Source organism: Caulobacter vibrioides OR37, from assembly GCF_000372645.1.
In the GTDB taxonomy this organism is placed as follows: domain Bacteria; phylum Pseudomonadota; class Alphaproteobacteria; order Caulobacterales; family Caulobacteraceae; genus Caulobacter; species Caulobacter vibrioides_E.
Genome location: NZ_APMP01000016.1, coordinates 37529 through 60376, shown reverse-complemented (window position 1 = coordinate 60376; position 22848 = coordinate 37529). Strand labels below are relative to the sequence as shown.

Below are 22848 nucleotides of genomic sequence, written 5' to 3'. Positions count from 1 at the left end.
GAATGATTCCATTCGAGCGGATAAGGCTCTAACGAGTTGGGGACGATACCACGTAGTCGTTAAGTCTTGTTTCGAACGTTGGTCGTCAAACGCCGCTCAGTGAAAGGCCCGGGGCGTCCGGCGGGCTTGCGCCGCCGCCATTCAGCGGCCTCTGCATCCAGACCAGATCCACCCAACGGCCGAACTTATGGCCCATGGCCGGGAAAACGCCTTGTTTTTCAAAGCCCATCGCCGCGTGCAAGCCGATGGAGGCCAGGTTTTCGCTGTCGCCGATCACCGCGCACATTTGTCGCAGGCCCAAGGCCTCGCAAGCCGCGATCAGGGCCGTCAGCAGGGCCTTGCCGACGCCCTTTCCCACCGCGTCGGGCGCGACATAGACGCTGTCCTCGACCGTGTAGCGGTAGGCCGCGCGCAGGCGGAACGGGCCGGCGTAGCAATAGCCCAGCACCTTGCCGTCGAGCTCGGCGACCAGATAGGGCAGGCCGCGATCCAGGAAGGCTTGGCGGCGGCGGCGCATCTCGGCCGCGTCCGGCGGAACCTCCTCGAAGGTCCCCAGGCCGTTCAGCACGTTCCAGGCATAGATGCCGGTGATGGCGGGCAGGTCGGCGTCGGTCGACGCGCGGATCAGGACGCTCACGCCGCCTCCCAGCCCTTCTCGACCGCCCAGACGGCGAAGGCGTAGTCCAGCGCGATCTCCTTGAGGAAGTCGAACCGTCCGGAGGCCCCGCCGTGGCCGGCGTCCATATTGATCTTCAGCAGCACCGGCCTGCCGCTGGTGCTGTGCTCGCGCAGCTTGGCGGCCCACTTCTCCGGCTCCCAATAGGTGACGCGCGGGTCCGACAGGCCGCCCGTGGCCAGCACGGCCGGATAGGGCTTGGCGGCGACGTTGTCGTAAGGGCTGTAGCTGACGATGTAGTCGTAGGCCGCCGGATCCTCCAGCGGATTGCCCCACTCGGGCCATTCGGGCGGCGTCAGCGGCAGGGACGTGTCGCTCATGGTGTTGACCACGTCGACGAACGGCACGGCGGCGATGATCCCGGCGAAAAGGTCGGGCCGCATGTTGGTGATCGCGCCCATCAACAGCCCTCCGGCCGAGCCGCCATAGGCCACGGTGTTGGCGGGGGCGCCGTAGCCGGCCGCGTGCAGGTGCTCGGCGCAGGCGATGAAGTCGGTGAAGGTGTTCTTCTTCTTGAACTTCTTGCCATCCAGGAACCAGCCCCAGCCCTTCTCCGAACCGCCGCGCGGGCAGGCCGTCGCCCAGATCCAGCCGCGATCGACCAGGCTGAGATTGCGGATCGAGAAGCTGGGCTCCATGGCGATGCCATAGCTGCCGTAGCCGTACAGCAGCAGCGGCGCCGAGCCGTCCAACGGCGTTCCCTTCTTCATCAGCACGAAGATCGGAACCTCGACCCCATCCGCGGCCTTGGCGTTCAGGCGGCGGGTTTCGTACTGGGCTGGATCGTGGCCGGAGGGGATCTCCTGGGTCTTGCGCAGGGTCCGCTCGCGCGTGGACATCCGATAGTCGAACCACTGCCGGGGCGTCGTCATCGAGTTGTAGACGAACCGCAGGGTGTCGGTGTCGTACTCGTAGCCGCCTTCCAGCGACAGGGCGTAGGCCTGCTCGTCGAAGGCGATGGCGTGCTCGTCGCCGTTTCGCGCGGTGACCACCACGCGGTTCAGGGCGTCGACCTTCTCCAGGCGAACGAACCAGTCCTTGAAGGCCATGGTTCCCGAGATCAGCCGGCTGGGTTGATGCGCGATCCAGTCCCGCCAATGGGCCTTTCCCGTCGCGGCTTCTGGCGTCGTGACCAGCTTCCAGTCGACCGCGCCGTCGGCGTTGGTGCGGACCACGAAGTGGTCGTTCCAGTGCTCGACCTCGTAGCGCAGCCCGACCTCGCGCGGGTGGAAGACGACCGGCGCGGCCGTCGGCGTCGCGGCCGGGATCAGCAGCGCCTCGCTGGTCTCCTGGTTGCCGCAGGAGATCACGATGAACTTTTCGGAAGACGTGACGCCGACCCCGATGAAGAAGCCCTCGTCGGGCTCGTCGTAGATCAGCACGTCATCGGCGGCGGTTCCGCGCGCCGGGCGGCGATAGATCCGGGCCGGGCGGCCGTTGTCGTCCCGGAACGTCCAATAGAGCCACTGACTGTCGGGCGAGAAGCAGAAGTCGCCGGTGGTGCTTTCGACCGGGCTGTCCAGCACGGCGCCGCTGGCCAGGTCCTTTATATGGATGCGGTAGACCTCCGAGCCCTGCTCGTCGACGGCGAAGGCGTAGAGCGCGTGGTCGGGCGAGTGGGTGGCCGCGCCGACCTGGTAGAAGGCCTTGCCCTTGGCCGCCGCTTCCTCGTCCAACAGGATTTCCTCGCCCTGGCCGTCGCGCGGCTTGCGAGCGTGAATCGGATGCTGCGCGCCCTTCTCGAAGCGGGTGTAGTACGCGAACGGGCCGTCGGGCGCGGGGACAGAGGCGTCGTCCTCCTTGATGCGGCCCTTCATCTCCTCGAACATCGCCGCCTGCAGCGCCTCGGTCGAGGCCAGCATGGCCTTGGCGTAGGCGTTTTCCTCGGTCAGGTGCTGCTTGACGTCGGCCTTGATCAGGCTGGGGTCGCGCAAGACCTTCTGCCAATTGTCGTCCTTCATCCAGGCATAGTCGTCGGTTCGCACGCGGCCCAGCTGCTCGATGGTCTTTGGGACCTTTCGCGCGACCGGCGGAACGGGGCGGACGGCGTCTGAGGGCATGGCGGATCCGGAAGCTATTTCTGGGAGGACTAGGGGACCTGAGGTAAGCGCCGCGGCGGCGCTCGTCACCATCTGCCGGCGATTCATGGCCAGAATTTTCCCCAACAGGCTTTAACGCGCGAGTGCGGCAGAACGACAGCTTGCGGCGCGAGAATCCCGGGGTCAAATTCACTTCGCGGTCGGGCGAGCCTTTGCTTCCATTGCGCGCAATGAAGTTAAATGCTCTTTATAAGTGCAAGCGTAAAAGGGGGCGTCATGGCCTGGGATTTGTCCGTCGACCTGATCAAGGCGACGGTGCAGCTCGAGCAGCCGGTGGGCGACGGCTCGCGCACCGTGGGCACGGGCTTTCTGATTTCAGACCCCACGCCGGGCGGCAAGCCACGAACGATCCTGGTCACGGCGGCGCACGTCTTCGAGAAAATGCCGGCGATGTCGGCCAAGATCGGCTATCGCGTCCAGGGCAAGGACGGCGTCTGGCGCTTCGATCCCACCACCTTGAAGATCCGCGATGGCGATCATCCGCTGTGGGTCAAGCATCCGACCCGCGACGTCGCGGCCATGGAGGTCGAGGCGCCGCCGGAGTTCGTCAAGGCGGCCATTCCGATCAACTATCTGGCGCAGGACGACACCTTTAACAGATACAACCTGGGTCCGGGCGACGAGATGATGGCCCTGGGCTTCCCGCGCGGACTGTCGGCGAACCCGGCGGGTTTTCCGATCCTGCGCGCGGGTCGGGTGGCGTCCTATCCTCTGGCCCCCGCCACCAGCTTTCCGACCTTTCTGATGGACTTCTCGGTCTTCCCCGGCAATTCGGGCGGGCCCGTCTTCATGGCCGAGGGCGCGCGTCGTCGGCCCGGCTCGAACCAGACCCAGGAGGTTCAGTTCGTGGCGGGTCTCCTGACCCAGCAGGTCGAGCTTTCGGGCGAACGGCTGGAGATCGGCATCGTCACCCACGCCAAGTTCATTCGCGAAACCCTGGCGCTTCTCGACAAGCTGCCCGGCGCGACGGTGACCCAGGCCAAGGCCGGCAAGACGGTCAAGGGCGATCCGCCGATGCCGCCCGCCACGCCGGCGGTGGCGATCTCGGCCACGGCCATGGCGGCGTCCCGCTAGAGCCTGTCCGTTTAGTTTTAGCGGAACTGGATTTCGCGGCTGTTCGTTTCTCTCGCACCGCAACAAGCAGGAGCGAGTCATGAGCACCAACCGCGTTGAAGGCGCCATCGACAAGGGCGTGGGCGCGCTCAAGGAAGCCGCCGGCAAGGCCGTGGGCAACGAACGTCTGCAAGCCGAGGGCGCCGCCCAGAAGGCCAAGGGCGACATCCAGAACAAGGTCGGCCAGGCCCAGGACAAGATCGGCGACGCGATCAAGCGTTAAGCCAATAATCTAGATCCATCGGACGGCCGCCGGAGTTTCCGGCGGTCGTTTTCGTTTTCAGGTCGTCGCGTAGGTCGCCGCGTAGTCGACCGGGAAATTCACCGATCGGGCGACGAAACAGACCTTGTGGATCTCGTGATGGATCGCGTCGGCCTTGGCCAGGTCGGCGCCCGGCTCGACGATGATGTGAGGCCTCAGCGTCGCGCGTAGGAACCGGCCGGCGCCATCGGGCGTGCTCTCGCCGACGCCGACGGGGGTGTCGCTATAGCCGCGCACCACGATCCCGGCGCTGGACGCCAGGTGCAGGTACCACAGCATGTGGCAGGCGCTCAGCGACGACAGCAGCAGGTCTTCCGGATTGTGCAGCGTCGGATCGCCGCCCAGCAACGGATCGTTGGAACAGGCGATGACCGGCTTGCCGGGGGGGCGGACCTCCCAGGTGCGGTCATAGCCGCGATAGGTCTTCGTGCCCTGGCCGCGATCGCCGGTCCATTCGATCAGGCTGGTGTAGTCGTGCTGCTTGGCCATCTAGCGCTCTTTCGGCGGGATCTTTGCCAGCCGCGCGGACATGGCAGCGATCTCCTCCCGGCTCCATCGCGAATGTTTGCGGGTTTCGCTGGCGGGATGGTAGCCAAGTCCGAGTGAGATGTCCGGCGTTCGATAGGCGTGGCGCGGGCGGATTGGGCGGGGCTCCAGGCCGCCGCCGCAGGTGGGGCAGACGTTAAGCAGGACGTTGTCGGCGCAATCGGCGCAGTAGGTGCACTCGTAGCTGCAGATGCGAGCGTCGACCGCCGCCGGGGGCAGGTCGACGTCGCACAGTTCGCAATTGGGGCGAAGTTGAAGCATGCAAATCTCCTGGCGGCGGTTCCATTCGCTATCGCGGATGGCCGCCAGGGGAAATGACAGCGAAGCCTCGATTACCGCCAGCGGCGGTGATCAGCCGTAGATGATCGAGATGGTCTCGGCCACGCAGGCGGGACGTTCCTCGCCCTCGATCTCGATCGTGCATTCGTTCTTCATCTGCAGGCCGCCGGCCTTGGGCTCGACGCTGACCAGCTTCTGGCGCATCCGCACCTTCTTGCCGACCCGGACCATGCCGGTGAAGCGGACCTTGTCGCAGCCATAGTTGATGCCGCGCGTGACGCCGGTGACGCGCAGGATGCCCGCGCCCAGCATCGGGATCAGCGACAGCGTCAGATAGCCGTGGGCGATCGGACCGCCGATGTCCTTGGTCGCGCGCTCCACATCGACGTGAATCCACTGGTGATCGCCGGTGGCCTCGGCGAACAGGTTGACGCGTTCCTGGGTGATCTCGACCCAGTCGGACACCCCGATTTCCTGGCCGACCAGGCTGGCGACGTCGGCGTAGGCGACTTCCTTCATGATGCTTGTCTCCCTCGAACAGTTGTTTGGATAGAGACCAGCCCGCGCGGCTCAGGTCAACCGGAGAAGGCGCTGGCGACCAGCCAGACATTGGCCGCCGAGATGACCACGAACAGAAGCCAGGCGACGAGCTTCGTGACCCAGCCGTTGGCGAACGGCCCCATCAGCGTCTTGTCGTCGGTGAAGCGCAGCAAGGGCCAGATCGCGAACGGAAGTTGGGCCGACAGCACCACCTGGGTCAGAACGAGCAGCTTGCCGACCGAGTGCTCGCCGAGCGTCAGGACGCCGATCAGCGCCGCGACGATCGCCAGGGTCCGGGTGATCAGCCGCCGCTGCCAGCAGGGAATCTTCAGGTCCAGGAAGCCTTCGAGGATCACCTGGCCGGCGATGGTGCCGGTGAAGGTCGAGCTCTGGCCCGAGGCGAACAGGGCGATGGCGAACAGCACGCCGGCCAGGGCGCCGCCGGTGACCGGGGCCAGCAGCTTTTGCGCCTCCTCGATGCCGGCCACTTCGGTCAGGCCCGAGCCGTGAAAGGCGGAGGCGGCCAGCACCAGGATCGCGGCGTTGATCAGCAGGGCCAGCAGCAGGGACACGACCGTGTCGATGGTCGAGAGCCGGATCGCCGCCCGCTTGCCCGGCGCGTCGGCGGGGGTGAGCCGGGTCTGCACGATCGACGAGTGCAGATAGAGGTTATGCGGCATGATCGTCGCGCCCAGAATGCCGATCGCCAGGTAGAGCGCGTTGCCCTGCTTCAGCGCATCCAACGACGGCGCGAGGCCGCGCGCCACCTCGGCGGCGTTCGGCGGGGCCAGAACCAACTGCACGAGGAAGCAGGCGCCGATCGTCGAGATCAGGCCCAGGATGATCGCCTCCAGCTGCCGGAAGCCTTTCCCCTTGAGGCCCAGCACGATGACCGTGTCCAGCGCCGTCAGCAGCACGCCGCCCCATAGCGGCACGCCCAGCAGGAGCTTGAACGCCAGGGCCGAGCCCAGCACCTCGGCGATGTCACAGGCAATGATCGCCAGTTCGGCCAGCAGCCACTGGACCTTGACCGTGCGCGGCCCGAACCGATCGCGCGACATTCGCGCCAGGTCCTTGCCGGTGACCAGGCCCAGCCGCATCGACAGGATTTGCAGTACAATCGCCGCCAGACTGGACAGCACCACCACGAACAGCAGCGACGTTCCGTACCGCGAGCCGGCCTCGATATCGGTCGCCCAGTTGCCGGGGTCCATGTAACCGACGCTGACCAGCAGGCCGGGCCCCGCGACCCGCAACATCCGCTTCCAGGCCGGCAGTCCTTCGGGCACGGCGACCGCGCCCCGCACCTCGGCGGGACAGAACGGCGCGGTGGCGGTTTTGGGCAGGCGGTCGAGCAGGGCGGCGAACATGCGGTCTAGTTAGGGGCGGCGTCGCCGGACTTGTCAGCCCTCGGCGGCCAGTCGAGCCTCCAGCGCGGCGCGATCGTTCAAGAACCAGACCTGACCGCCCTTGTTCGACTCGTAGACGAAGTCGCGCAGGCTGCGGCTGGCCTCGACGCGGGCGGCGATGTCGCCGACGAAGGCCAGACGCATGCGGTAGTTGGTGAACTTCTGGATGACCTCTCCGGCGATGCGCGTCGAGAGATCCAGGAATCCGTTGGCCAGTCGCTCGACCGGAACGACCACCAGCTCGGCCTCGGCGCCCCAGGCTTCGCCCAGAAGGTCGTTGGCGGTGGTGGTGTCCAGCGGTGGACCGTCAGGCGAAGCGAACAGCATCTTGGTCATGACGTATGGATACCCGACGGGCCGTCAGCCCTCCAGCGCCGCGCGGGCTTCGGGCGGAAGCAGGCTGACCGCTTGGTCGAGCAACTCCCTCCAGGTTTCGCCGCGATCGCGCGCCTCGGAATAGGCGTCCCGCAGGGCGAAGGGGGCATCTTGGGAGAGGGCTTCGATCAGGGCGCGCTGGATCTTGCGAGCAAGTTATACGCAATTCTAAAATCTGCGTATAACTTTCCGCTCGCTAAACGATCCGGCTCTCGCCCTTGCCCCAGTACGCATCCCGGATCAGGCGCTTGTAGAGCTTGCCCGTCGGGTGGCGGGGCAGTTCGGCCATGAAGTCGATGCGCCGGGGCGACTTGACGTGGCTGAGGTTGGCGCGGGCGAAGGTCATCAGCTCCTCGGCCAGGGCGACCTGATCGTCGCCGAGGTTCATCGGCTGGATGACCGCCACCACCTGTTCGCCCATTTCCTCGTGCGGCGCGCCGACCACGGCGGCGTCGGCGACCTTGGGATGGGTGATCAGGAGGTTCTCGATCTCCTGAGGATAGATGTTCACCCCGCCCGAGATGATCATGAAACTCTTGCGGTCGGTCAGGTAGAGATAGCCGTCCTCGTCGGCCCAGCCGACATCGCCCAGAGTCGTCCAGCCATGCTGGTTGTAGCTCTCGGCGGTCTTTTCCGGAGCGTTGTGGTAGTTCACGGCCGGGCCGTTGGCGAAATAGACCGCGCCCTCGGTGCGGGGCGGCACGGGCTCGCCGTTCTCGTCGCAGATGCGCAGCTCGCCGAGAACCGCCTGGCCGACGCTGCCCTTGTGGGTCAGCCAGTTTTCGGAATTGATCCAGCAGAAGCCGTTGCCCTCGGTGCCGGCGTAGTATTCGAAGATCACCGGACCCCACCAGGCGATCATCTGCTCCTTGACCGGGATGGGGCAGGGCGCGGCGGCGTGCACGGCCGACTTCATCGACGAGATGTCGTACTTGGCCCGGACCGCCTCGGGCAGCTTCAGCATCCGCACGAAGTGGGTGGGGACGAACTGGCCGCAATTGACCTTGTACTTTTCGATCAGGGCCAGAGCCTGTTCGGGATCGAACTTCTCCATGACGATCACCGTGCCGCCCAGCTTGTGGACGGTCATGCACCAGCGCAGGGGGGCCGCGTGGTAGAGCGGCGCGGGCGAGAGATAGATGCTGTCGCCGCTGAAGCCGAACAGGCCCTGGGCCATCATCTGCAGGGCGTGGGGCGCGTCGATCGGGCCGCCGCTCAACGCCGGCTTGACGCCCTTGGGACGGCCGGTGGTGCCGGACGAGTAGAGCATGTCCGAGCCGGCGGTCTCGTCGCCGATCGGCGTGGTCGGTTGACCCGCGCGGGCGTCCTCGAAGCCGGCATAGGCGCCGTGCGCGCCGCCGACCGCGAACAGCGCAAGGCCCTCGGCCAGCGGCGCGATTTCATCGATCAGAGGACCCATGGCCGTCGAGGTGATGAACACCTTGGCCCCGCAGTCCTTGAGGATGTACTCCGCCTCGCTGGCCGTCAGCTTGGTCGAGATGCAGACGAAATAGAGCCCGGCCCGCTGCGCCGCCCAGGCGACCTCGAAGAAGCGGGCGTTGTTCTCCATCATGATGGCGATGACGTCGCCGGTCTTCAGGCCCAGCGATCGGAACAGGTGCGCGCCCTGGTTCGAGCGCGCGTCGAGCTCAGCGTAGGTCACGACCTCGCCCGAGCCGGCCATGATGTAAGCGGCCTTGTCGCCCTGGGTTTGGGCGTGGAGGTAGGGGTGCATCGCTTTACCTCTTCAGGGGGGATCAGGCCGCCACGGCCTGTTTGGCGTCGGCCAGGATCATCGCCGCGCCTTTCTCGCCGATCATGATCGAGGGGGCGTTGGTGTTGCCCGAGATCAGCCGCGGCATGATCGAGGCGTCGACCACGCGCAGCCCCTCGACGCCGCGCACGCGCAGCCGCGTGTCGACCACGGCCATCGGACCGGTCCCCATCTGGCAGGTGCCGACGGGATGATACAGCGTCGAGCCGGTCTGGCGGGCGAAGTCCAGCAGCTGGGCGTCGGTCTGGACGTCGGGGCCGGGGTTCATCTCGTGATCGACATAGGGGGCGATCGCGGGCTGGGAGCCGATCTTGCGCGCCCATTTCAGGCCCGCGACCGCGACCTCCTGGTCCAGCGGATCGGCCAGATAGTTGGCGAAGATGGCCGGATAGGTCGCCGGATCCGCCGACTTGATGCGGATGTGGCCGCGGCTTTCCGGGCGCAGCTGGCAGGGCGCGATGGTCATGCCCGGCGCGCTCTCCAGCTCCATCTTCTGCTCGTTGAACAGCTTCTCCAGGTCCATGGTCGCCGGCAGGATGTGGAACTGGATGTCCGGTCCCGCCAAATCCGGGCGCGACTTGCAGAAGGCGGCGACGTGGGCGGCCGACAGGGTCAGAAGGCCCTTGCGGAACAGCAGATATTTCATGGCCTCGGCGGCCAGGCGCCCGCCCTTGCTCTGCTCGTTGACCGAGACCGTGCCCGGCTTCAGGCGGTAGCGGACGGCGATCAGATAGTGGTCCTGCAGGTTCTCGCCCACGCCAGGCAGGTCATGGACGACCTCGACGCCGTGCGCGCGCAGCAGGGCGCCGGGGCCGACGCCGGAAAGCTGCAGCAACTGGGGCGAATTGATCGCGCCGCCGGCCAGGATGACCTCGCCGCGCGCCATCACGACGCGGCGCTGGCCATTCTGGACGAACTCGACGCCGACGGCGCGCTTGCCCTCGAACAGCACGCGGCTGGCCAGGGCGTTGGTCTCGACCTGGAGGTTGGGCCGGTTCATCGCCGGGTGCAGATAGGCGACGGCGGACGAGCAGCGGGCGCCGTTCTTCTGGGTGACCTGATACCAGGTGGCGCCTTCCTGGTCGGGACCGTTCAGGTCGGCGTAGCGCGGGATGCCGGCTTGGTCGCAGGCGTCGATCAACGCCTCGGAGATCGGGTGAGCGTCGCGCATGTCGGCGACGTTCAGCGGTCCGCCCGTCGCGTGCAGGTCGCAGGCCCCGCGCTCCTGGTTCTGGGCCTTGCGGAAATAGGGCAGCACATCGTCCCAGGCCCACCCCTCGCAGCCCAGCTGGCGCCAGCCGTCATAGTCGGCGGCCTGGCCGCGCACATAGAGCATGGCGTTGATCGAGGACGAGCCGCCCAGCACCTTGCCGCGCGGCCACACGTGGACGCGGTCGCCGGTGCCAGGGTCGGGCTCGGTGGTGTAGAGCCAGTTGACCTTGGGATCCTTCAGCGTCGACGAGTAGCCGACCGGGATATGGATCATCAGGTTCGACGCGAACTGGGAGAGGTTCTTGGTCGGCCGGTCGTCGCCGCCGGCCTCCAGCAGGACGACCTTGAACTTGCCGCCTTCGGACAGCCGCGCCGCCAGGACGCAACCGGCGGAGCCCGCGCCCACGACCACGTAATCGGCCTCGATGATCCCTGCCATCGCCTCTCTCCCTTCGCCGCCGTCTCGCGTGTCTCCGCGTGATCAGCGTTCAGTTGGAATGGTGACCCCAGAAACGGCGTTCGCGCAAGTTGCCGTCGCGGCGCCGTTGGTTCGACGTGTTTCCCCGCTATCGTCGCCGCGAAAAACGACATTCGAAAGGAGGCGCGCCATGGACCTGATCAGCCAAACCGCTGTGGAGGGCGTCGCGGGACCGGGAACGCCGCCGACCTATCCGACCTTGAGCGGCGTCGACCTGGCCGACATCTTCCGTTTCACCCAGGGCCAGCCCTGGACGGACTTCGCGCGGATGCGCCAGGAGGCCCCGGTGATGTGGCATCCCGAGCCATTCGATGGTCCGGGCTTCTGGGCCCTGACGCGCTATGACGACGTCCAGCGGGTCAATGGCGATCCCGAGACCTTCTCGTCGCAGCGGGGCGGCATCCTGATGTCGATGGGCTCGCCGGAAAAGCGCCACGCGCTGCTGTTCCGCGCCTCGATGGACACCATGATCAATCTCGACGCGCCGCATCACCTGCAGCTGCGTCGCGAGCACATGCCATACTTCACGCCGGCCTATTTGCGCGGCCTGACCGAGCGGGTGAGGGGCGAGGTGACGCGCCTGCTGGACGATATGGAGCCCAAGCTGGCGGGCGGGGCGGCGATCGACATGGTCGAGCACTTCTCGTCGGTGCTGCCGCTGTTCACCCTGTGCGAGATCCTGGGCGTGCCGCCCGAGGATCGGCCCAAGTTCCTGACCTGGATGCACTACCTCGAGCGCGCCCAGGACCTGGCGGTCAAGCAGGCCAACGCGCCCCTGCAGCCGACGCTGGAGCTGATGCAGTTCGTCATGGACTTCAACAACAACGTCGAGGAGATGTTCGAGTACGGCCGGACCATGCTGCACAAGCGGCGGCAGGATCCGAAGGAAGACCTGATGACCGCCATCGCGCGGGCCCAGGTCGACGGGGCCCTGCTGTCGGACGAGTACCTGGACGGCTCGTGGCTGCTGATCGTCTTCGCCGGCAACGACACCACCCGCAATACGCTCTCCGGGTCGATGAAGCTGCTGACCGAGTTCCCGGAACAGAAGCAGCGGCTGATCGCCGATCCGTCCCTGCTGCCGGGCGCGGTGGACGAGTTCATCCGCATGGTCAGTCCCGTGATCTACATGCGCCGCACGGCCGCGCGCGACGTCGAGGTCAACGGTCAGCGGATCCGCGAGGGCGAGAAGGTCGTGATGTACTACGGCGCGGCCAACCGCGATCCGGCGATGTTCGAGAACCCGGACCAGCTGGACGTCACCCGCGCCAACGCCGGCAAGCACATCGCCTTCGGCTATGGCCCCCACACCTGTATCGGCAAGCGGGTCGCCCAGATTCAGTTGGAAGAGGCCTACCGCCAGATCCTGGCGCGGTTCCCGGACCTGAACTGGACCGGCGACATCGAGATCGCGCCCAACAACTTCGTGCACGCGATCAGCAAGCTTGGGGTGAAGCGGGGCGGCTAGCGCCCCCTCCGTCTCGCTGCGTATTCGCAGCGATCCACCTCCCCCGCGCACGGGGGAGGAGATGACGGCCCTCTTCCTCACCCGTGAAACGGGGGAGGTGGCGCGGCGCCGATAGGCGACGTGACGGAGGGGGCGCTAAATGATTGCCCCTTATTCATACGCATGTTTGGATCGCGCTAAATCACGAGGAACCGCTCATGCCTAATCCCACCTTCGAAACCCTGATCTACGATGTCGAGGACGGGATCGCGACGATCACCCTCAATCGCCCCGACCGGATGAACGCCTTCACCGCGCGGATGATGAAGGACCTGATCGAGGCGTTCGACGCCACCGACGCCGACGACGCGGTCAAGGCCGTGATCGTGACCGGCGCCGGGCGGGCCTTCTGCGCGGGGGCCGACCTGGGGGCCGGCGGCGCCACCTTCGACCGCACCTCGCCCCAGGCGCTGGAGCGCGAGGAGGGCAAGGTCGGCGACGTCTATCGCGATGGCGGCGGCCGCGTGACCTTGCGAATGTACGACAGCCTCAAGCCGATCATCGGCGCGATCAACGGCGCGGCCGTTGGGGTGGGCGTCACCATGCAGCTGCCGATGGACATCCGCATGGCCTCGACCGAGGCCAAGTTCGGCTTCGTCTTCGCGCGCCGGGGCATCAATCCCGAGGCCGCCTCGTCCTGGTTCCTGCCGCGTCTGGTCGGCCTGCAGACCGCGCTGGAGTGGTGCTATACGGGCCGGGTCTTCCCCGCCCAGGAGGCCCTGGAGCGCGGCCTCGTCCGCTCGCTGCACGCCCCCGACGACCTGCTGCCCGCCGCGCGCGCCCTGGCCCGCGAGATCGTCGACAACACCGCGCCCGTCTCGGTCGCTTTGACCCGCCAGCTTCTGTGGCGCATGGCTGGAGCCGACCATCCGATGGAGGCTCACAAGGCCGACAGCCGCGCCATCCAGTCGCGGGGCGCGTCGGGCGACGCCAAGGAGGGCGTGACCTCCTTCCTGGAAAAGCGCGCGCCCGTCTATCCCAACAAGGTCTCTACCGATCTTCCGGACATCTGGCCGGAGTGGCGCGAGCCCGAATTCCGGTAAGTTTGTCGCGGCGGCGCTCACGGCTCGTTAAGCACGATCTGTTCTTGTCGAGCCATGAGCGAAGCCGGGCTGACATCGCCATTTCCCGAGCCCGAGGCCCCGAAGCCGACGGTCCGCTCGCGCGCGACCCTGCTCAAGCGCCTGGCGGACGTGGTTTGCCTGCCCAGCAGCCGGATCAACGCTTTCGAGCGGTCGATGACCGCCGACCTGCTGGTCGAGATGCTGCGCGACGCCAATGTCGTCGAGCGCGAGAAGGTGGCTCGGCGCCTGGCCACGCTCAGCGAGGCGCCGGGAGTGCTGGCGCGCCTGCTGTTGCGCGACGAGCTGCCGGTGGCGCGGGCCCTGCTGATGGAGGCCGAAAGGCTGTCGGACTCCGACCTGATCAGCTGCGTCAATTTCGCGGGCATGGAGCACCGCCGCCTGATCGCCCAGAGGCGCGGCGTCAGCGAGGTGGTGGCCGACGCCCTGATCGAAAGGGCCGAGCCGCCGGTCATCGAGGTCCTGCTGCGCAACGACCTGGTCAAGCTCAGCCATCAGGGGGTCGAGAACATCGTCGCCATCACGCGCGACGCCCAGCACCTGATCCCTCTGTTGCTGCGCCGACCGGAACTGCGGCCCAGCCATGCCTATGTGATGTTCTGGTGGTCCGACGCCGAGGCGCGCCGGACCATCCTCCAGCGCTTCGCCGTCTCGCGGGAGATCCTGCAGGACGCGGTGGGCGATGTCTTCGCGATGGCCTCGGCGGAAGGCTGGCAGGACCCGCTGTCGCGCAAGGCCTTGCAGTTCATCGAGCGCCGTCAGCGCAACCGCGCCGCCATCGAAAAGAGTCCCTACGAAAGTCTGGACGAGGCCGTCGCGGCGGCCGAGGCCGGCATCACCCGCGAGTTGGCCGAAGAGATTTCCTACCTATCGGGCGTGAAGCCGATGACCGGCGCCAAGATCTTCACCGATCTAGGCGGCGAGCCTCTGGCCATCCTGTGCAAGGCCACGGGCCTGCCTCGTCTTTGCGTGCGCCAGCTTTGGCGAGGCTTGCGTCGCCAGGAAGTCGACCGCGCCGGTGTGACGGACGCCGGGCTGGAGCGCGTGTTGACCGTCTACGACACCGTCGCCGTGGACCGCGCCCAGACCGTGCTGCGCTATTGGAACTGGTCGCTGACCTCGGCCCTGACCCCGGCCTTGCTGAAGGCGATCCGCGAAGGCGACGAAGCCGCCGTTGACGAGTACTCGGCGCCGCAGCGGGCGGCGATGCTTGCGCTGTCGCGCGACTTTGATCGCTAAAAGTGGGATATCATCGGTTTCCCGTGGTGGCTGTTTGACGCCACATAGGAACTCAACATTACTTCCGGGTAATGCGTCGGGTTAAGCCCGAGGCGCGAACATTGTCTAATACCGACGATTTCTTATCGCCTTGGTTATTGCTCGTGCTCGTCAATCTTTGTATGCACACGGCGACTGATCTCGGAATCAGTCGCATCAGCAAAAAGATTCCCCGACGGGCGAGGCCGCATGGAAGACCAATCCGACCTGATCGAGATGACGGCGGGCATCGTCTCCGCCTATGTCGGCAACAATGTGGTGGCGACCGCGGATCTGCCCGCTCTGATCAAGCAAGTCCACGGCGCCCTGGCGACCGTCGGCGCGCCCGCCGCCGAGCCGGCCCCGCCGCCGAAGGAGCCCGCCGTTCCGGTCAAGAAGTCGATCACCCCCGACTATCTGATCTGTCTGGAGGACGGCCGGAAGTTCAAGTCGCTGAAGCGTCACCTGCGCACCAAGTACGACATGACCCCGGAAGACTACCGCGCCAAGTGGAACCTGCCCAAGGATTACCCGATGGTCGCGCCGAACTACGCCGAGGCGCGGTCGAACCTGGCCAAGCAGATGGGCCTGGGTCAGGGCGGCCGGAAGCCGGCGCGCAAGGCCAAATAGCCGAGTCTGAACAACGGCTTGGCCCGAGGGCCATCGAGAATTTCATAACGCCCGTCATCCCGAAACGGATGGCGGGCGTTGTGTTTGGCGATTGACTCCAAATGTGAATCTTGTCGCGCGACATGTTTTTCTCTTGCCGCCGATTCGTTCCTTAAGCGATAGTGAATCGAAGTGATTCCAAAGGCTTGTTAAGGACTCTGAAGATGTCCGCGCAACTGAGCGCATCCGCCACGGCGGCCCGCGCTCACCAGGAGATGTTCGCCTACTGGGCGTCCCTCCGTCGGGGGGCGAGCCTCCCCGCGCGCGTCGACCTTCATCCGGCCCACATGAAGCGGCTGCTGCCGACGGTGTCTTTGATCGACGTGATCCGCGAGCCTCGCGACTACCGCCTGCGCCTGGCGGGCACCGGCCTCTACGGCGTCTATGGCCGCGAGATCACCGGCCGCATGATCGGCGACGTCTATAATCCGGCCGCCTTCGAATACTGGCGCAAGGAACTGGACAAGGTGGTCGACGACCGCCGGCCCGGCGTCGGCGTCCATAGCCTGGCCTGGCGCGGCGCCCCGCACATGTCGATCCTGTGGCTGCGCCTGCCGCTGGCCAGCAACGGCAAGGACGTCGACATGATCCTCGGCTACGACGCCGTGGTCGGCGCGGCGGCCGAGGGCGTCTCGGGCATCCGGGCGGCTTAGGGGATTACTGGCCTTACGGCGGGTAACAAACCCAACCGACCTCCCCGGCGAATGCCGGGCCCCAGATCGAACTCACGAGCGCTGAACCGGATAGCTCCGCGCGAAGGCGCGTCAGCCTCAATCTCTCCGGATGAATCTGGGCCCCGGCATTCGCCGGGGAGATCGGGGTAGGGGGCTTGAGACGGATCGATCTAGCGCCCATTGGACGCTAGCGCCCATTGGACGCGGGCGTAAGCTATTCGGCCGCACCGCGCAGCAGCCGCACCACATCTGGCGCAATCCGGTCGTCGTCGATGCTAGCCGCCAACGTCATCATACGCCCATCACTCTTCGCGAGACCCGCTACGCGCTCCCCCCAGTCGTCGGGATATCGCCGAAGCAGCCAAGTGAGTGGACCCCAGCCAAGATCGCTAAGGTCGTCCAGTGGTATGTTCGAACCGACCACAAGCTCCAAGAACCTCCAGAACAGTTCTGGGTGGTGGTAGGCTAGGTCATCGACCCGTTGACTGGCGTCCGAATGCCTTGGGCTAGCGCGGTCGGCATACTCATACGCGAGGACGGAGAGGTCCGCGTCCCTTTTACGTTCCCTCTTCTGGTCTCTTGGCTTGGGACGCCCCACCTAGACCTCCGTCTGATTTGAGATCAGCACCACTCGACCGGAGTTGAAGGTCTGTAAGGACCTAACCCGACCTCACCCCTCCAGGAACGCCTCGACCTCGCGGCGGCTGGGCATCGACGGCGCGGCGCCGGCCTTCTGCACGGACAGCGCCGCGGCGGCGTTGGCCATCTCGACGGCGTCGCGCAGGTCCATGCCCGAGGCCAGGGCCGCGGCCAGGGCGCCGCAGAAGCAGTCGCCGGCCCCGACCGTATCGATCGCCTTGACCTTGCGGCCCTCGACCAGGAAGGCCTCGTCGCGGCGCACGGCGGCGACGCCGGCCGAGCCCAGGGTGACGATGATCGTCTGGTCGGGACGGCTCATCAGCTTGCGAGCGGCGACCGAGACCTCCTCGAGCCGCGTCGGCTCGCGGTCAAGCTTGGCGTAGCTGGCCAGTTCGGTCTGGTTGACGATCAGGATGTCGGTCAGCGGAAACAGCGCCGCGCCCTGGGGCAGGGCGGGGGCGGCGTTCAGAATCCGCAGGGAGCCCTTGGCCGCGCCGGCCCGGAACAGCGCCTCGACGGCGGCGGGCGGGGTCTCCAGCTGGCAGAGCAGAACGCGCTGGCCCTCGATCGGGGTGGCCGAAACCTGCTGGGGCGTCACCATGGCGTTGGCGCCGGCGGTGACGACGATCATGTTCTCGGCGTTGTTGGCGACCCAGACGTGGGCCTGGCCGGTGGGCACGCCCTCCAGCTCCAGCACGTCGGCGACCTGGACGCCGTAGCCGGCCAGCTTGGCCTTCAGGCCCTTGCCGCTGTCGTCGCCGCCGACCGCGCCCATCAGCCGGGTGGGCGCGCCCATGCGCGCGGCGGCGACCGCCTGGTTGGCGCCCTTGCCGCCCAGGAACAGCGCCAGGGACAGGCCGGCCACCGTCTCGCCGGGCCGGGGCAGGCCGTCGACCCGCGCCACCGCGTCCAGATTGATCGAGCCGAGAACGAAAACGGTCATGGTGGTGGTCTTCTGGAAATCCTAGCCGCCGGGCCCGTGCTGGAAGCTCTCGACGAGGGAGCCAGCCACGAGTCGCCATCCGTCCACTAGCACGAAGAAGATCAGCTTGAACGGCAAGCTGATGGTGGCGGGGGGCAGCATCATCATGCCCATGCTCATCAGCACGCTGGCCACGACCAGGTCGATGATCAGGAACGGCAGGAACAGCATGAAGCCGATCTCGAAGGCGCGCTTGAGCTCCGAGATCATGAAGGCCGGGGTGACGACCTTCAGCGGCAGCTCCTGGGCGGTCTTGGGCTCCTTGACCTGCGAGAGCCGGACGAACAGCGCCAGGTCCTCGCGGCCGACCTGCTTGAGCATGAACGCCTTGACCGGACCACCGGCGGCCTCGAAGGCCTCGGGCAGCTCCATCTGGTGGTCCAGCAGCGGCTTGACGCCCGCGTCGTAGGACTTCTCGAAGGTCGGGCCCATGACGATGGCGGTCAGGAACAGCGCCAGGCTGATGATCACCGGGTTGGGCGGGCTGGACTGAACGCCGATGGCGGTGCGCAGCAGGCCCAGCACCACCACGATCCGCACGAACGAGGTGGTCATGATCACGATCGACGGCGCCAGGCTCAGCACCGTCATCAGGCCCACCAGCTGCACCACGCGGTCGGTCAGGCCGGCCCCGTTGCCCAGGTTGATGTTCACGGCCGACTGGGCCATGGCGGCGGCGGGCATGATCCCGAAGGCGACGGCGGCCATCACCGAGATGGCGAAAGCGCGGCGAAGCTCGTCCGGCTTGGCGCCCGTCACGGTCTTGATCAGGGGGCGGATCATCAGGCCACGGGCTCCGGAGCGGAAACGGTCTGGGCGGGAGGGGCGGCGGCGACGCCGCGCGGCGTCCAGTCCAGCAGCCGGCCGTCGCCCAGCAGCACCAGCCGCTCCTCGCCGTCCAGGCTGACGACGATCAGGCGTCGGGTGGGGTCCAGCGCCAGGCTTTCGACGACGCGCAGGCGGCGGTCCTGGCGCGCGGTGATCAGGCGGCCCACCGCGTCCGGCCCGAACTTGCGCAGGGCCCAGGCGGCCAGGCCGATCAGGCCCAGGGTGACGGCCAGGGCGGCCAGCGCGCGGATGAATTCGACGACGTCCATGGGACCCTGGATGCCCGGCGGGCGAGACAACTTGGCGCGGGGAGCGGCCCCCTCGATCCTGGTTTGCCTGAGGGTTCTTAATGTCGAATTAACCCTGTTTCTTCACCATGATCGTCATGGGTCCGGATGACATTCCCCTCTTCGGCATGCTCAAGAGCCGCCTCGGTTATCTGACCGAGCGCCAGAAGCTGGTCGCCCAGAACGTGGCCAACGCCGACACGCCGGGCTATCGCCCGAGCGACCTGAAGCCCTTCAGCTTCCAGGCCTCGCTGATGGGCCAGACCGCCGGCGCGCCGTACCGCGGCGGCCCGGTCGCCCCGACCTCGGGCGTGGCGATGATGGCCACCTCGGCCTCGCACATGGGCCCGTCGAACGCGCCCAGCGCCTGGCGCGCGACGGCCGGCGCCGATTCGGAGACCACCCTCGACGGCAACGCCGTGTCGCTCGAGGACCAGATGATCAAGATGACCGAGGCGCGGACCAACTACGACGCGGCCATCACCTTCTACCAGAAGTCCCTGTCCATGCTGCGCATGGCGTCCCGCAAGCCCAACGGCTGAGGTTAGGCGATGCCCGAGATCAAGTCCCCATCCCTGGCGACCATGGCCGTGGCGGCCTCGGCCCTGCGCGCCCAGCAGGGCCGGATGCGGGTCATCGCCGAGAACCTGGCCAACGCCAACTCCACCTCGCGCACGGCCGGCGGCGATCCCTACCGCCGCCAGGTGCCGGTGTTCCAGCCGACCCGGGTGCAGGGCGCCGAGGGCGTGCAGATGGCCAAGGTCGACGGCGACAAGGCTCCGTTCAAGACCGAGTACGACCCCGGCAATCCGGCCGCCGACGCCAAGGGCTACGTCAAGCTGCCCAATGTCGATCCGCTGGTCGAGGCGCTGGACATGAAGGAAGCGCAGCGCGCCTACGAGGCCAACCTCAATGTCATCGAGACCGCGCGGGTCATGGACGCCCGCACGCTCGACATCCTCAAGAAGTAGGAGGGTAGGCCATGATCACCGCGCTGGCGGCCGCCAAGGCCTACGCCAATTCCGGCGCCATGGGAGTCGGCTCGATCGGTTCGATCGGCGGCGCCGACAAGAAGGGCGTCGACTTCGGCGACATCCTGAAGTCGGCCATGAACAATGTTCAGCACACCTCCAAGGTCGCCGAGCACAAGATCGCCGACCAGGTGGCCGGCAAGGCCGAACTGGTCGACGTGGTCACCGCCATCAGCTCGGCCGAGGCCAGCCTGGAAACGGTGATGTCTGTGCGCGACCAGGTGATCTCGGCCTACCAGGAAATCATGCGGATGCCGATCTAGGGGGTGGGGTTCGCTTCTCCGTGTGCCGCGCTGTTGCCAGTCCGGCCAAGGGGATGCAGTCGGAGATTCACTCTCTAAGCGAGATGATGGCCAGCCTGATCGCGACCGATCAGGCCAAAGTCGCAGAGTCTCAGTGTGAGCTCAGCGGCATAGTTGAGCATTGCCAAGTAAAGGGACGCGAACCCTGCCCAATCGCCGTCTTTGCCTAACGTGGTGGATGCGCGCGAAACCCATGCTGGGTTGACTGATCCCACAAAGTTCAATGCGGCTAGCGGGCCATGCACTTCATCCATTAGTGATAAGCGGCTCCATAGAAGAGCGCGCGCCAAGCGCCCATTACCGTCTTCCAGGGGATGTCTTATGATCACGGCACCACAAACCACCAAGGCAGAAGTGATGGGGTCGTCAAAATTGCGGGCCAGAGCTAGAAGGTCTTCAGCCCAATTCTCGCTGGGAGGGGGTTCGAAGTACTTGTGACCTAGCTCAACAGAACCTGACCGCGCCGTGTGCTTCCTTGTTTTCCCTGCATGGCCGCCCAAAACAGCGGCTAAATCGCGAACATGCCCAGGCGTAAGCTTGTCCTCCGCGAATAGCTGCCAGTAAGAGTAGATTATGGCTTCGAATGACAACCGCCCAAGAATACGGCGCGGGTTTGGCTCAACATGCGCCCCCCGCCCGACCGCGTCGTCCAAAGCACTATACTTTATATCGGTTGCGTAGTGGTGCGCAACTAGCCTGTGCTCAAGACCGAAGAGCTCTATAGGCGAGGGAATCCGCCGTCGAATTTCGCTTGAGAGTTGAAGGAAGCGTAAGCGCAAGTCTCGATCGCCGAGTGAGCCGATTGGAGGCGGCGGTAGGCGTAGATGGATATCGTGAGGATTAAGCACGCTGCGTCTATATCTCTTTAATTGAAATTTCGATAATAAATTTAAAATTGTATTTTCTTTAAACTTTCTGATATGTGGGGGCGGATTTAACTGGAGATTGTGTCGTGTCAGGTTTCGCGCCACTTACCCCGTTTGATATCGATCATGCCCCAGTGCTCCCGCTGCAACTCCATACGGGCGGCACAGCGCACACTAACGACAATGGGACCGTGGAGACGTTGATCGTTCCTGCGAACCCTCCTCCGGACCCTCCTCCCCCTCCGCCACCTCCTCCGCCTCCCGACAACGGTGGTGGTGCCGACCCTGTCGATCCGGTCTGTGTACCTGCCCCAATCTACAATGGGCAGGATTTGCAGTCGCTCCTAGCATCGCTCGCCAAACATGCGACTGAGCGGACATTGGATGACACTTTGGCCGCATTTTCGGAACTTAGCTATGATTTCGGTAAGACAACTGTCCAAGTGCCATCTGGTTATCATCTCGTTCTAAACTCAGTCGACAATGCAACCGGCTTCCAGGCGGCTGCCTTCCAGAATAACACAACGCACGATGTTATTGTCGCATATGCTGGAACTGACCCAACTTCTGTTCAGGACCTAATCACCGACGCAGCACTATCTCAGGGGCTGCTAGCGCTAATCTCGCCGCAGCAATGGCAGGCAACGGCCTTTGCTGATGCTGTTGCGTCAACGGTAGGCGGGGCGCCGATCTACGTAACCGGCCATTCACTGGGTGGAGCGCTCGCTGCCGTCGGCGCGGCTGAACTTATATCGACCGGCCATAGTCCCGTCAGAGTATCGACTTTCGGGTCGGCGCCTTACACGCTCGCAATTCAAGCGACAGGAAATGTCGCTTCTTTGATTCAGCTTGGGAACATTACAACTAACTTCATGTTCTCGAACGATGTGATCCGCTCGGTGAACACTGGGGCCTTAACAGGTTCCATTGAATTACTTAATCCGTGGTATGAAAATGGCGTTCCGGGAGCGTTGGATCCGATCATCGCGCACAGCGTGAAGAATTATGTCAAAGATGGCAATGAAATTACGGGCCGCACGTCATGCTCCTGCGGGTGTGGTTAATATTCAGCAGTGAGGTCTCGTCTTGGAAAAGAAGCTGTCTCCTGTTGTTTATGGGTTGATCAATGGCGCCATCATCGGTGTCGCATTGATCACCGCGTTCCCAACTGTCTTCAAGTTTTTTCCTCTACGGCTTGTTTCCTTGGAGATGGCCAAGATAGTTACTGACCCGGCAGACGGGTCTGCTGGAGGGTGGGGAATTCTTCTAATTGTCGGCGGGCCCGGTTTCTTGGTGCTCATGGCTCTAGTCGGCATCTTCTTAGCGCTTGGCTTATCGCGGCTCGGCGCAAAAGGAGGCGTGAGGGCGGCAATCGCCGCCCTCACGTTCGCCGCCGCTCTACTCGTTATGTCGCGAATAGCGGTTGCTCTGCCCCCCAGTGTCATTTTGATGGGGCTTACCGTGACCACTATGTTCAATGGCCCGGTCTCGCTTGCGACTGCAGCGGCGATAGCGGCATTTGTTTTTGCGGGACTTTGGCCCAAATCGGGCGACGCGAATTGAGGTCGCCGCTACAATTGACGGTGGCCACGGTTGGCTGAAGCCGATCTTTTCCGAAACGGGGCGAAAACGCGCCTTGCCTCTGGCGCAGATCTCGGACGTTCCAGTCGGCTTCCATCGGGCGACAAAAAGAACGGCCACGCCCTCGCGGACGTGGCCCAGTTTGCTCGGGGGAGAAGAAGAACCGACGCTTACGCCTACGAAACTCAGACGTGCAGGAACGCCTTGGCGACGGCCAGCAGGCCGCCCCAGACGATGGCGTTCAGCACGGTGGCGAGCAGGACCGCGACGCCTAGCGGCCATTGTCGGGCCGGGCGGCGGACGCGCGGATCGAACGGACGGGCTTGGGTGGCGATGGCCATGGGATGCTCCTTGAACCTGTCGCCATGGTCGTGATCGAT

24 protein-coding genes and 4 pseudogenes are annotated in these 22848 nt (G+C 65.5%); 13 read left to right on the top strand and 15 right to left on the bottom strand.

What is annotated here, in order from left to right; all coding sequences use genetic code 11:
- Positions 1 to 85: 85 nt before the first annotated feature.
- Positions 86 to 637: a GNAT family N-acetyltransferase gene (locus OR37_RS12975; RefSeq protein WP_004620525.1), complete on the bottom strand. Its 552-nt coding sequence runs from the start codon at positions 635 to 637 to the stop codon at positions 86 to 88.
- A complete protein-coding gene (locus OR37_RS12970; RefSeq protein ID WP_035017379.1) occupies positions 634 to 2823 on the bottom strand; it encodes a S9 family peptidase in 2190 nt (729 codons plus the stop codon). The genes OR37_RS12975 and OR37_RS12970 overlap by 4 nt, the downstream gene beginning before the upstream one ends.
- 122 nt (positions 2824 to 2945) lie before the next feature.
- Between OR37_RS12970 and OR37_RS12965 the strand changes: the two are divergent.
- Positions 2946 to 3849, top strand: a pseudogene (locus tag OR37_RS12965) (trypsin-like serine peptidase).
- A 79-nt stretch (positions 3850 to 3928) separates the two neighbouring features.
- Positions 3929 to 4119 (top strand): annotated as a pseudogene (locus OR37_RS12960) (CsbD family protein).
- A 49-nt stretch (positions 4120 to 4168) separates the two neighbouring features.
- Here OR37_RS12960 and OR37_RS12955 read toward each other — a convergent pair.
- The 8 genes and pseudogenes from OR37_RS12955 to OR37_RS12925 form a co-directional block, all read right to left on the bottom strand.
- Entirely contained in the window at positions 4169 to 4639 is a 471-nt protein-coding gene (locus OR37_RS12955; RefSeq protein WP_004620515.1) for an OsmC family protein, read from the bottom strand.
- On the bottom strand, positions 4640 to 4957 hold the full coding sequence (locus OR37_RS12950; RefSeq protein WP_004620512.1) for a DUF1272 domain-containing protein: 318 nt from the start codon (positions 4955 to 4957) through the stop codon (positions 4640 to 4642).
- Between the two features lie 90 nt (positions 4958 to 5047).
- A complete protein-coding gene (locus OR37_RS12945; RefSeq protein WP_004620509.1) occupies positions 5048 to 5494 on the bottom strand; it encodes a MaoC family dehydratase in 447 nt (148 codons plus the stop codon).
- Between the two features lie 56 nt (positions 5495 to 5550).
- The gene (locus tag OR37_RS12940; protein ID WP_004620506.1) at positions 5551 to 6885 is read right to left on the bottom strand and encodes an Nramp family divalent metal transporter; all 1335 of its coding nucleotides are present in this window, start codon (positions 6883 to 6885) and stop codon (positions 5551 to 5553) included.
- A 33-nt stretch (positions 6886 to 6918) separates the two neighbouring features.
- A complete protein-coding gene (locus OR37_RS12935) occupies positions 6919 to 7260 on the bottom strand; it encodes a DUF4180 domain-containing protein (RefSeq protein WP_004620505.1) in 342 nt (113 codons plus the stop codon).
- Positions 7261 to 7284: 24 nt separating this feature from the next.
- Positions 7285 to 7431: pseudogene (locus OR37_RS22420) on the bottom strand (nucleotidyltransferase family protein); the annotation flags it as partial.
- A gap of 64 nt (positions 7432 to 7495) precedes the next feature.
- Positions 7496 to 9034 carry an acyl-CoA synthetase gene (locus tag OR37_RS12930; RefSeq protein WP_004620502.1) on the bottom strand — a complete coding sequence of 513 codons (1539 nt, stop codon included), beginning with the start codon at positions 9032 to 9034 and terminating at the stop codon, positions 7496 to 7498.
- A 22-nt stretch (positions 9035 to 9056) separates the two neighbouring features.
- Positions 9057 to 10724, bottom strand: coding sequence for a GMC family oxidoreductase (locus OR37_RS12925; protein WP_004620500.1), 1668 nt, complete (start codon positions 10722 to 10724; stop codon positions 9057 to 9059).
- A gap of 169 nt (positions 10725 to 10893) precedes the next feature.
- Between OR37_RS12925 and OR37_RS12920 the strand changes: the two genes are divergently transcribed.
- The 6 genes and pseudogenes from OR37_RS12920 (at position 10894) to mopJ (ending at position 15931) form a co-directional block, all read left to right on the top strand.
- Positions 10894 to 12231: a cytochrome P450 gene (locus OR37_RS12920; RefSeq protein ID WP_004620498.1), complete on the top strand. Its 1338-nt coding sequence runs from the start codon at positions 10894 to 10896 to the stop codon at positions 12229 to 12231.
- Positions 12224 to 12374: pseudogene (locus OR37_RS22155) on the top strand (hypothetical protein); the annotation flags it as partial. The gene OR37_RS12920 and the pseudogene OR37_RS22155, both read left to right, overlap by 8 nt.
- 54 nt (positions 12375 to 12428) lie before the next feature.
- Complete coding sequence (locus OR37_RS12915) at positions 12429 to 13313, top strand: crotonase/enoyl-CoA hydratase family protein (RefSeq protein WP_004620496.1); 885 nt, start codon at positions 12429 to 12431, stop codon at positions 13311 to 13313.
- 54 nt (positions 13314 to 13367) lie between these two features.
- On the top strand, positions 13368 to 14591 hold the full coding sequence (locus OR37_RS12910) for a DUF2336 domain-containing protein (RefSeq protein WP_004620495.1): 1224 nt from the start codon (positions 13368 to 13370) through the stop codon (positions 14589 to 14591).
- A 228-nt stretch (positions 14592 to 14819) separates the two neighbouring features.
- On the top strand, positions 14820 to 15239 hold the full coding sequence (locus OR37_RS12905; protein WP_004620492.1) for a MucR family transcriptional regulator: 420 nt from the start codon (positions 14820 to 14822) through the stop codon (positions 15237 to 15239).
- Positions 15240 to 15436: 197 nt separating this feature from the next.
- Positions 15437 to 15931, top strand: coding sequence for a motility/cell cycle regulatory protein MopJ (gene mopJ / locus OR37_RS12900; RefSeq protein ID WP_081612942.1), 495 nt, complete (start codon positions 15437 to 15439; stop codon positions 15929 to 15931).
- A gap of 691 nt (positions 15932 to 16622) precedes the next feature.
- Here the strand turns inward: mopJ and OR37_RS12890 are convergent.
- From OR37_RS12890 to OR37_RS12880, 3 genes are read right to left on the bottom strand one after another with little or no spacing between them, the layout of a single operon-like run.
- On the bottom strand, positions 16623 to 17534 hold the full coding sequence (locus tag OR37_RS12890; RefSeq protein WP_004620488.1) for a ribokinase: 912 nt from the start codon (positions 17532 to 17534) through the stop codon (positions 16623 to 16625).
- 21 nt (positions 17535 to 17555) lie between these two features.
- The gene (gene fliP / locus OR37_RS12885) at positions 17556 to 18356 is read right to left on the bottom strand and encodes a flagellar type III secretion system pore protein FliP (protein WP_004620487.1); all 801 of its coding nucleotides are present in this window, start codon (positions 18354 to 18356) and stop codon (positions 17556 to 17558) included.
- Positions 18356 to 18670: a flagellar biosynthetic protein FliO gene (locus tag OR37_RS12880; RefSeq protein WP_004620484.1), complete on the bottom strand. Its 315-nt coding sequence runs from the start codon at positions 18668 to 18670 to the stop codon at positions 18356 to 18358. Before OR37_RS12880 ends, fliP begins: the two co-directional genes overlap by 1 nt.
- Before the next feature lie 116 nt (positions 18671 to 18786).
- Between OR37_RS12880 and flgB the strand changes: the two genes are divergently transcribed.
- Genes flgB through fliE form a run of 3 tightly spaced genes read left to right on the top strand, consistent with a single transcriptional unit; the run spans position 18787 to position 19982 of the window.
- On the top strand, positions 18787 to 19230 hold the full coding sequence (gene flgB, locus OR37_RS12875) for a flagellar basal body rod protein FlgB (protein WP_035017393.1): 444 nt from the start codon (positions 18787 to 18789) through the stop codon (positions 19228 to 19230).
- A gap of 9 nt (positions 19231 to 19239) precedes the next feature.
- Entirely contained in the window at positions 19240 to 19659 is a 420-nt protein-coding gene (flgC, locus tag OR37_RS12870) for a flagellar basal body rod protein FlgC (protein ID WP_004620480.1), read from the top strand.
- An 11-nt stretch (positions 19660 to 19670) separates the two neighbouring features.
- Positions 19671 to 19982, top strand: a complete 312-nt coding sequence (fliE, locus tag OR37_RS12865; protein ID WP_004620478.1) for a flagellar hook-basal body complex protein FliE — start codon at positions 19671 to 19673, stop codon at positions 19980 to 19982.
- A gap of 74 nt (positions 19983 to 20056) precedes the next feature.
- Here fliE and OR37_RS22415 read toward each other — a convergent pair whose 3' ends face one another.
- Positions 20057 to 20869, bottom strand: coding sequence for a Fic family protein (locus tag OR37_RS22415; protein ID WP_365873595.1), 813 nt, complete (start codon positions 20867 to 20869; stop codon positions 20057 to 20059).
- 398 nt (positions 20870 to 21267) lie between these two features.
- Between OR37_RS22415 and OR37_RS21080 the strand changes: the two genes are divergently transcribed.
- Together OR37_RS21080 and OR37_RS12860 are read left to right on the top strand one after the other, a co-directional pair.
- Complete coding sequence (locus OR37_RS21080; protein WP_165570610.1) at positions 21268 to 21951, top strand: lipase family protein; 684 nt, start codon at positions 21268 to 21270, stop codon at positions 21949 to 21951.
- Between the two features lie 22 nt (positions 21952 to 21973).
- Complete coding sequence (locus OR37_RS12860) at positions 21974 to 22450, top strand: hypothetical protein (RefSeq protein ID WP_131368825.1); 477 nt, start codon at positions 21974 to 21976, stop codon at positions 22448 to 22450.
- A 203-nt stretch (positions 22451 to 22653) separates the two neighbouring features.
- On the opposite strand, the gene OR37_RS21840 is transcribed toward OR37_RS12860, so the two are convergent.
- Entirely contained in the window at positions 22654 to 22809 is a 156-nt protein-coding gene (locus OR37_RS21840) for a hypothetical protein (protein ID WP_004620475.1), read from the bottom strand.
- Between the last annotated feature and the right edge of the window lie 39 nt (positions 22810 to 22848).

Coding starts and splice junctions, on each gene's coding strand:
- OR37_RS12970 (WP_035017379.1), bottom strand. CDS start 2,823: ATGAATCGCCGGCAGATGGTGACGAGCGCCGCCGCGGCGCTTACCTCA.
- OR37_RS12955 (WP_004620515.1), bottom strand. CDS start 4,639: ATGGCCAAGCAGCACGACTACACCAGCCTGATCGAATGGACCGGCGAT.
- OR37_RS12950 (WP_004620512.1), bottom strand. CDS start 4,957: ATGCTTCAACTTCGCCCCAATTGCGAACTGTGCGACGTCGACCTGCCC.
- OR37_RS12945 (WP_004620509.1), bottom strand. CDS start 5,494: ATGAAGGAAGTCGCCTACGCCGACGTCGCCAGCCTGGTCGGCCAGGAA.
- OR37_RS12940 (WP_004620506.1), bottom strand. CDS start 6,885: ATGTTCGCCGCCCTGCTCGACCGCCTGCCCAAAACCGCCACCGCGCCG.
- OR37_RS12935 (WP_004620505.1), bottom strand. CDS start 7,260: ATGACCAAGATGCTGTTCGCTTCGCCTGACGGTCCACCGCTGGACACC.
- OR37_RS12930 (WP_004620502.1), bottom strand. CDS start 9,034: ATGCACCCCTACCTCCACGCCCAAACCCAGGGCGACAAGGCCGCTTAC.
- OR37_RS12925 (WP_004620500.1), bottom strand. CDS start 10,724: ATGGCAGGGATCATCGAGGCCGATTACGTGGTCGTGGGCGCGGGCTCC.
- OR37_RS12920 (WP_004620498.1), top strand. CDS start 10,894: ATGGACCTGATCAGCCAAACCGCTGTGGAGGGCGTCGCGGGACCGGGA.
- OR37_RS12915 (WP_004620496.1), top strand. CDS start 12,429: ATGCCTAATCCCACCTTCGAAACCCTGATCTACGATGTCGAGGACGGG.
- OR37_RS12910 (WP_004620495.1), top strand. CDS start 13,368: ATGAGCGAAGCCGGGCTGACATCGCCATTTCCCGAGCCCGAGGCCCCG.
- OR37_RS12905 (WP_004620492.1), top strand. CDS start 14,820: ATGGAAGACCAATCCGACCTGATCGAGATGACGGCGGGCATCGTCTCC.
- OR37_RS12890 (WP_004620488.1), bottom strand. CDS start 17,534: ATGACCGTTTTCGTTCTCGGCTCGATCAATCTGGACGCGGTGGCGCGG.
- fliP (WP_004620487.1), bottom strand. CDS start 18,356: ATGATCCGCCCCCTGATCAAGACCGTGACGGGCGCCAAGCCGGACGAG.
- OR37_RS12880 (WP_004620484.1), bottom strand. CDS start 18,670: ATGGACGTCGTCGAATTCATCCGCGCGCTGGCCGCCCTGGCCGTCACC.
- flgB (WP_035017393.1), top strand. CDS start 18,787: ATGGGTCCGGATGACATTCCCCTCTTCGGCATGCTCAAGAGCCGCCTC.
- flgC (WP_004620480.1), top strand. CDS start 19,240: ATGCCCGAGATCAAGTCCCCATCCCTGGCGACCATGGCCGTGGCGGCC.
- fliE (WP_004620478.1), top strand. CDS start 19,671: ATGATCACCGCGCTGGCGGCCGCCAAGGCCTACGCCAATTCCGGCGCC.
- OR37_RS21840 (WP_004620475.1), bottom strand. CDS start 22,809: ATGGCCATCGCCACCCAAGCCCGTCCGTTCGATCCGCGCGTCCGCCGC.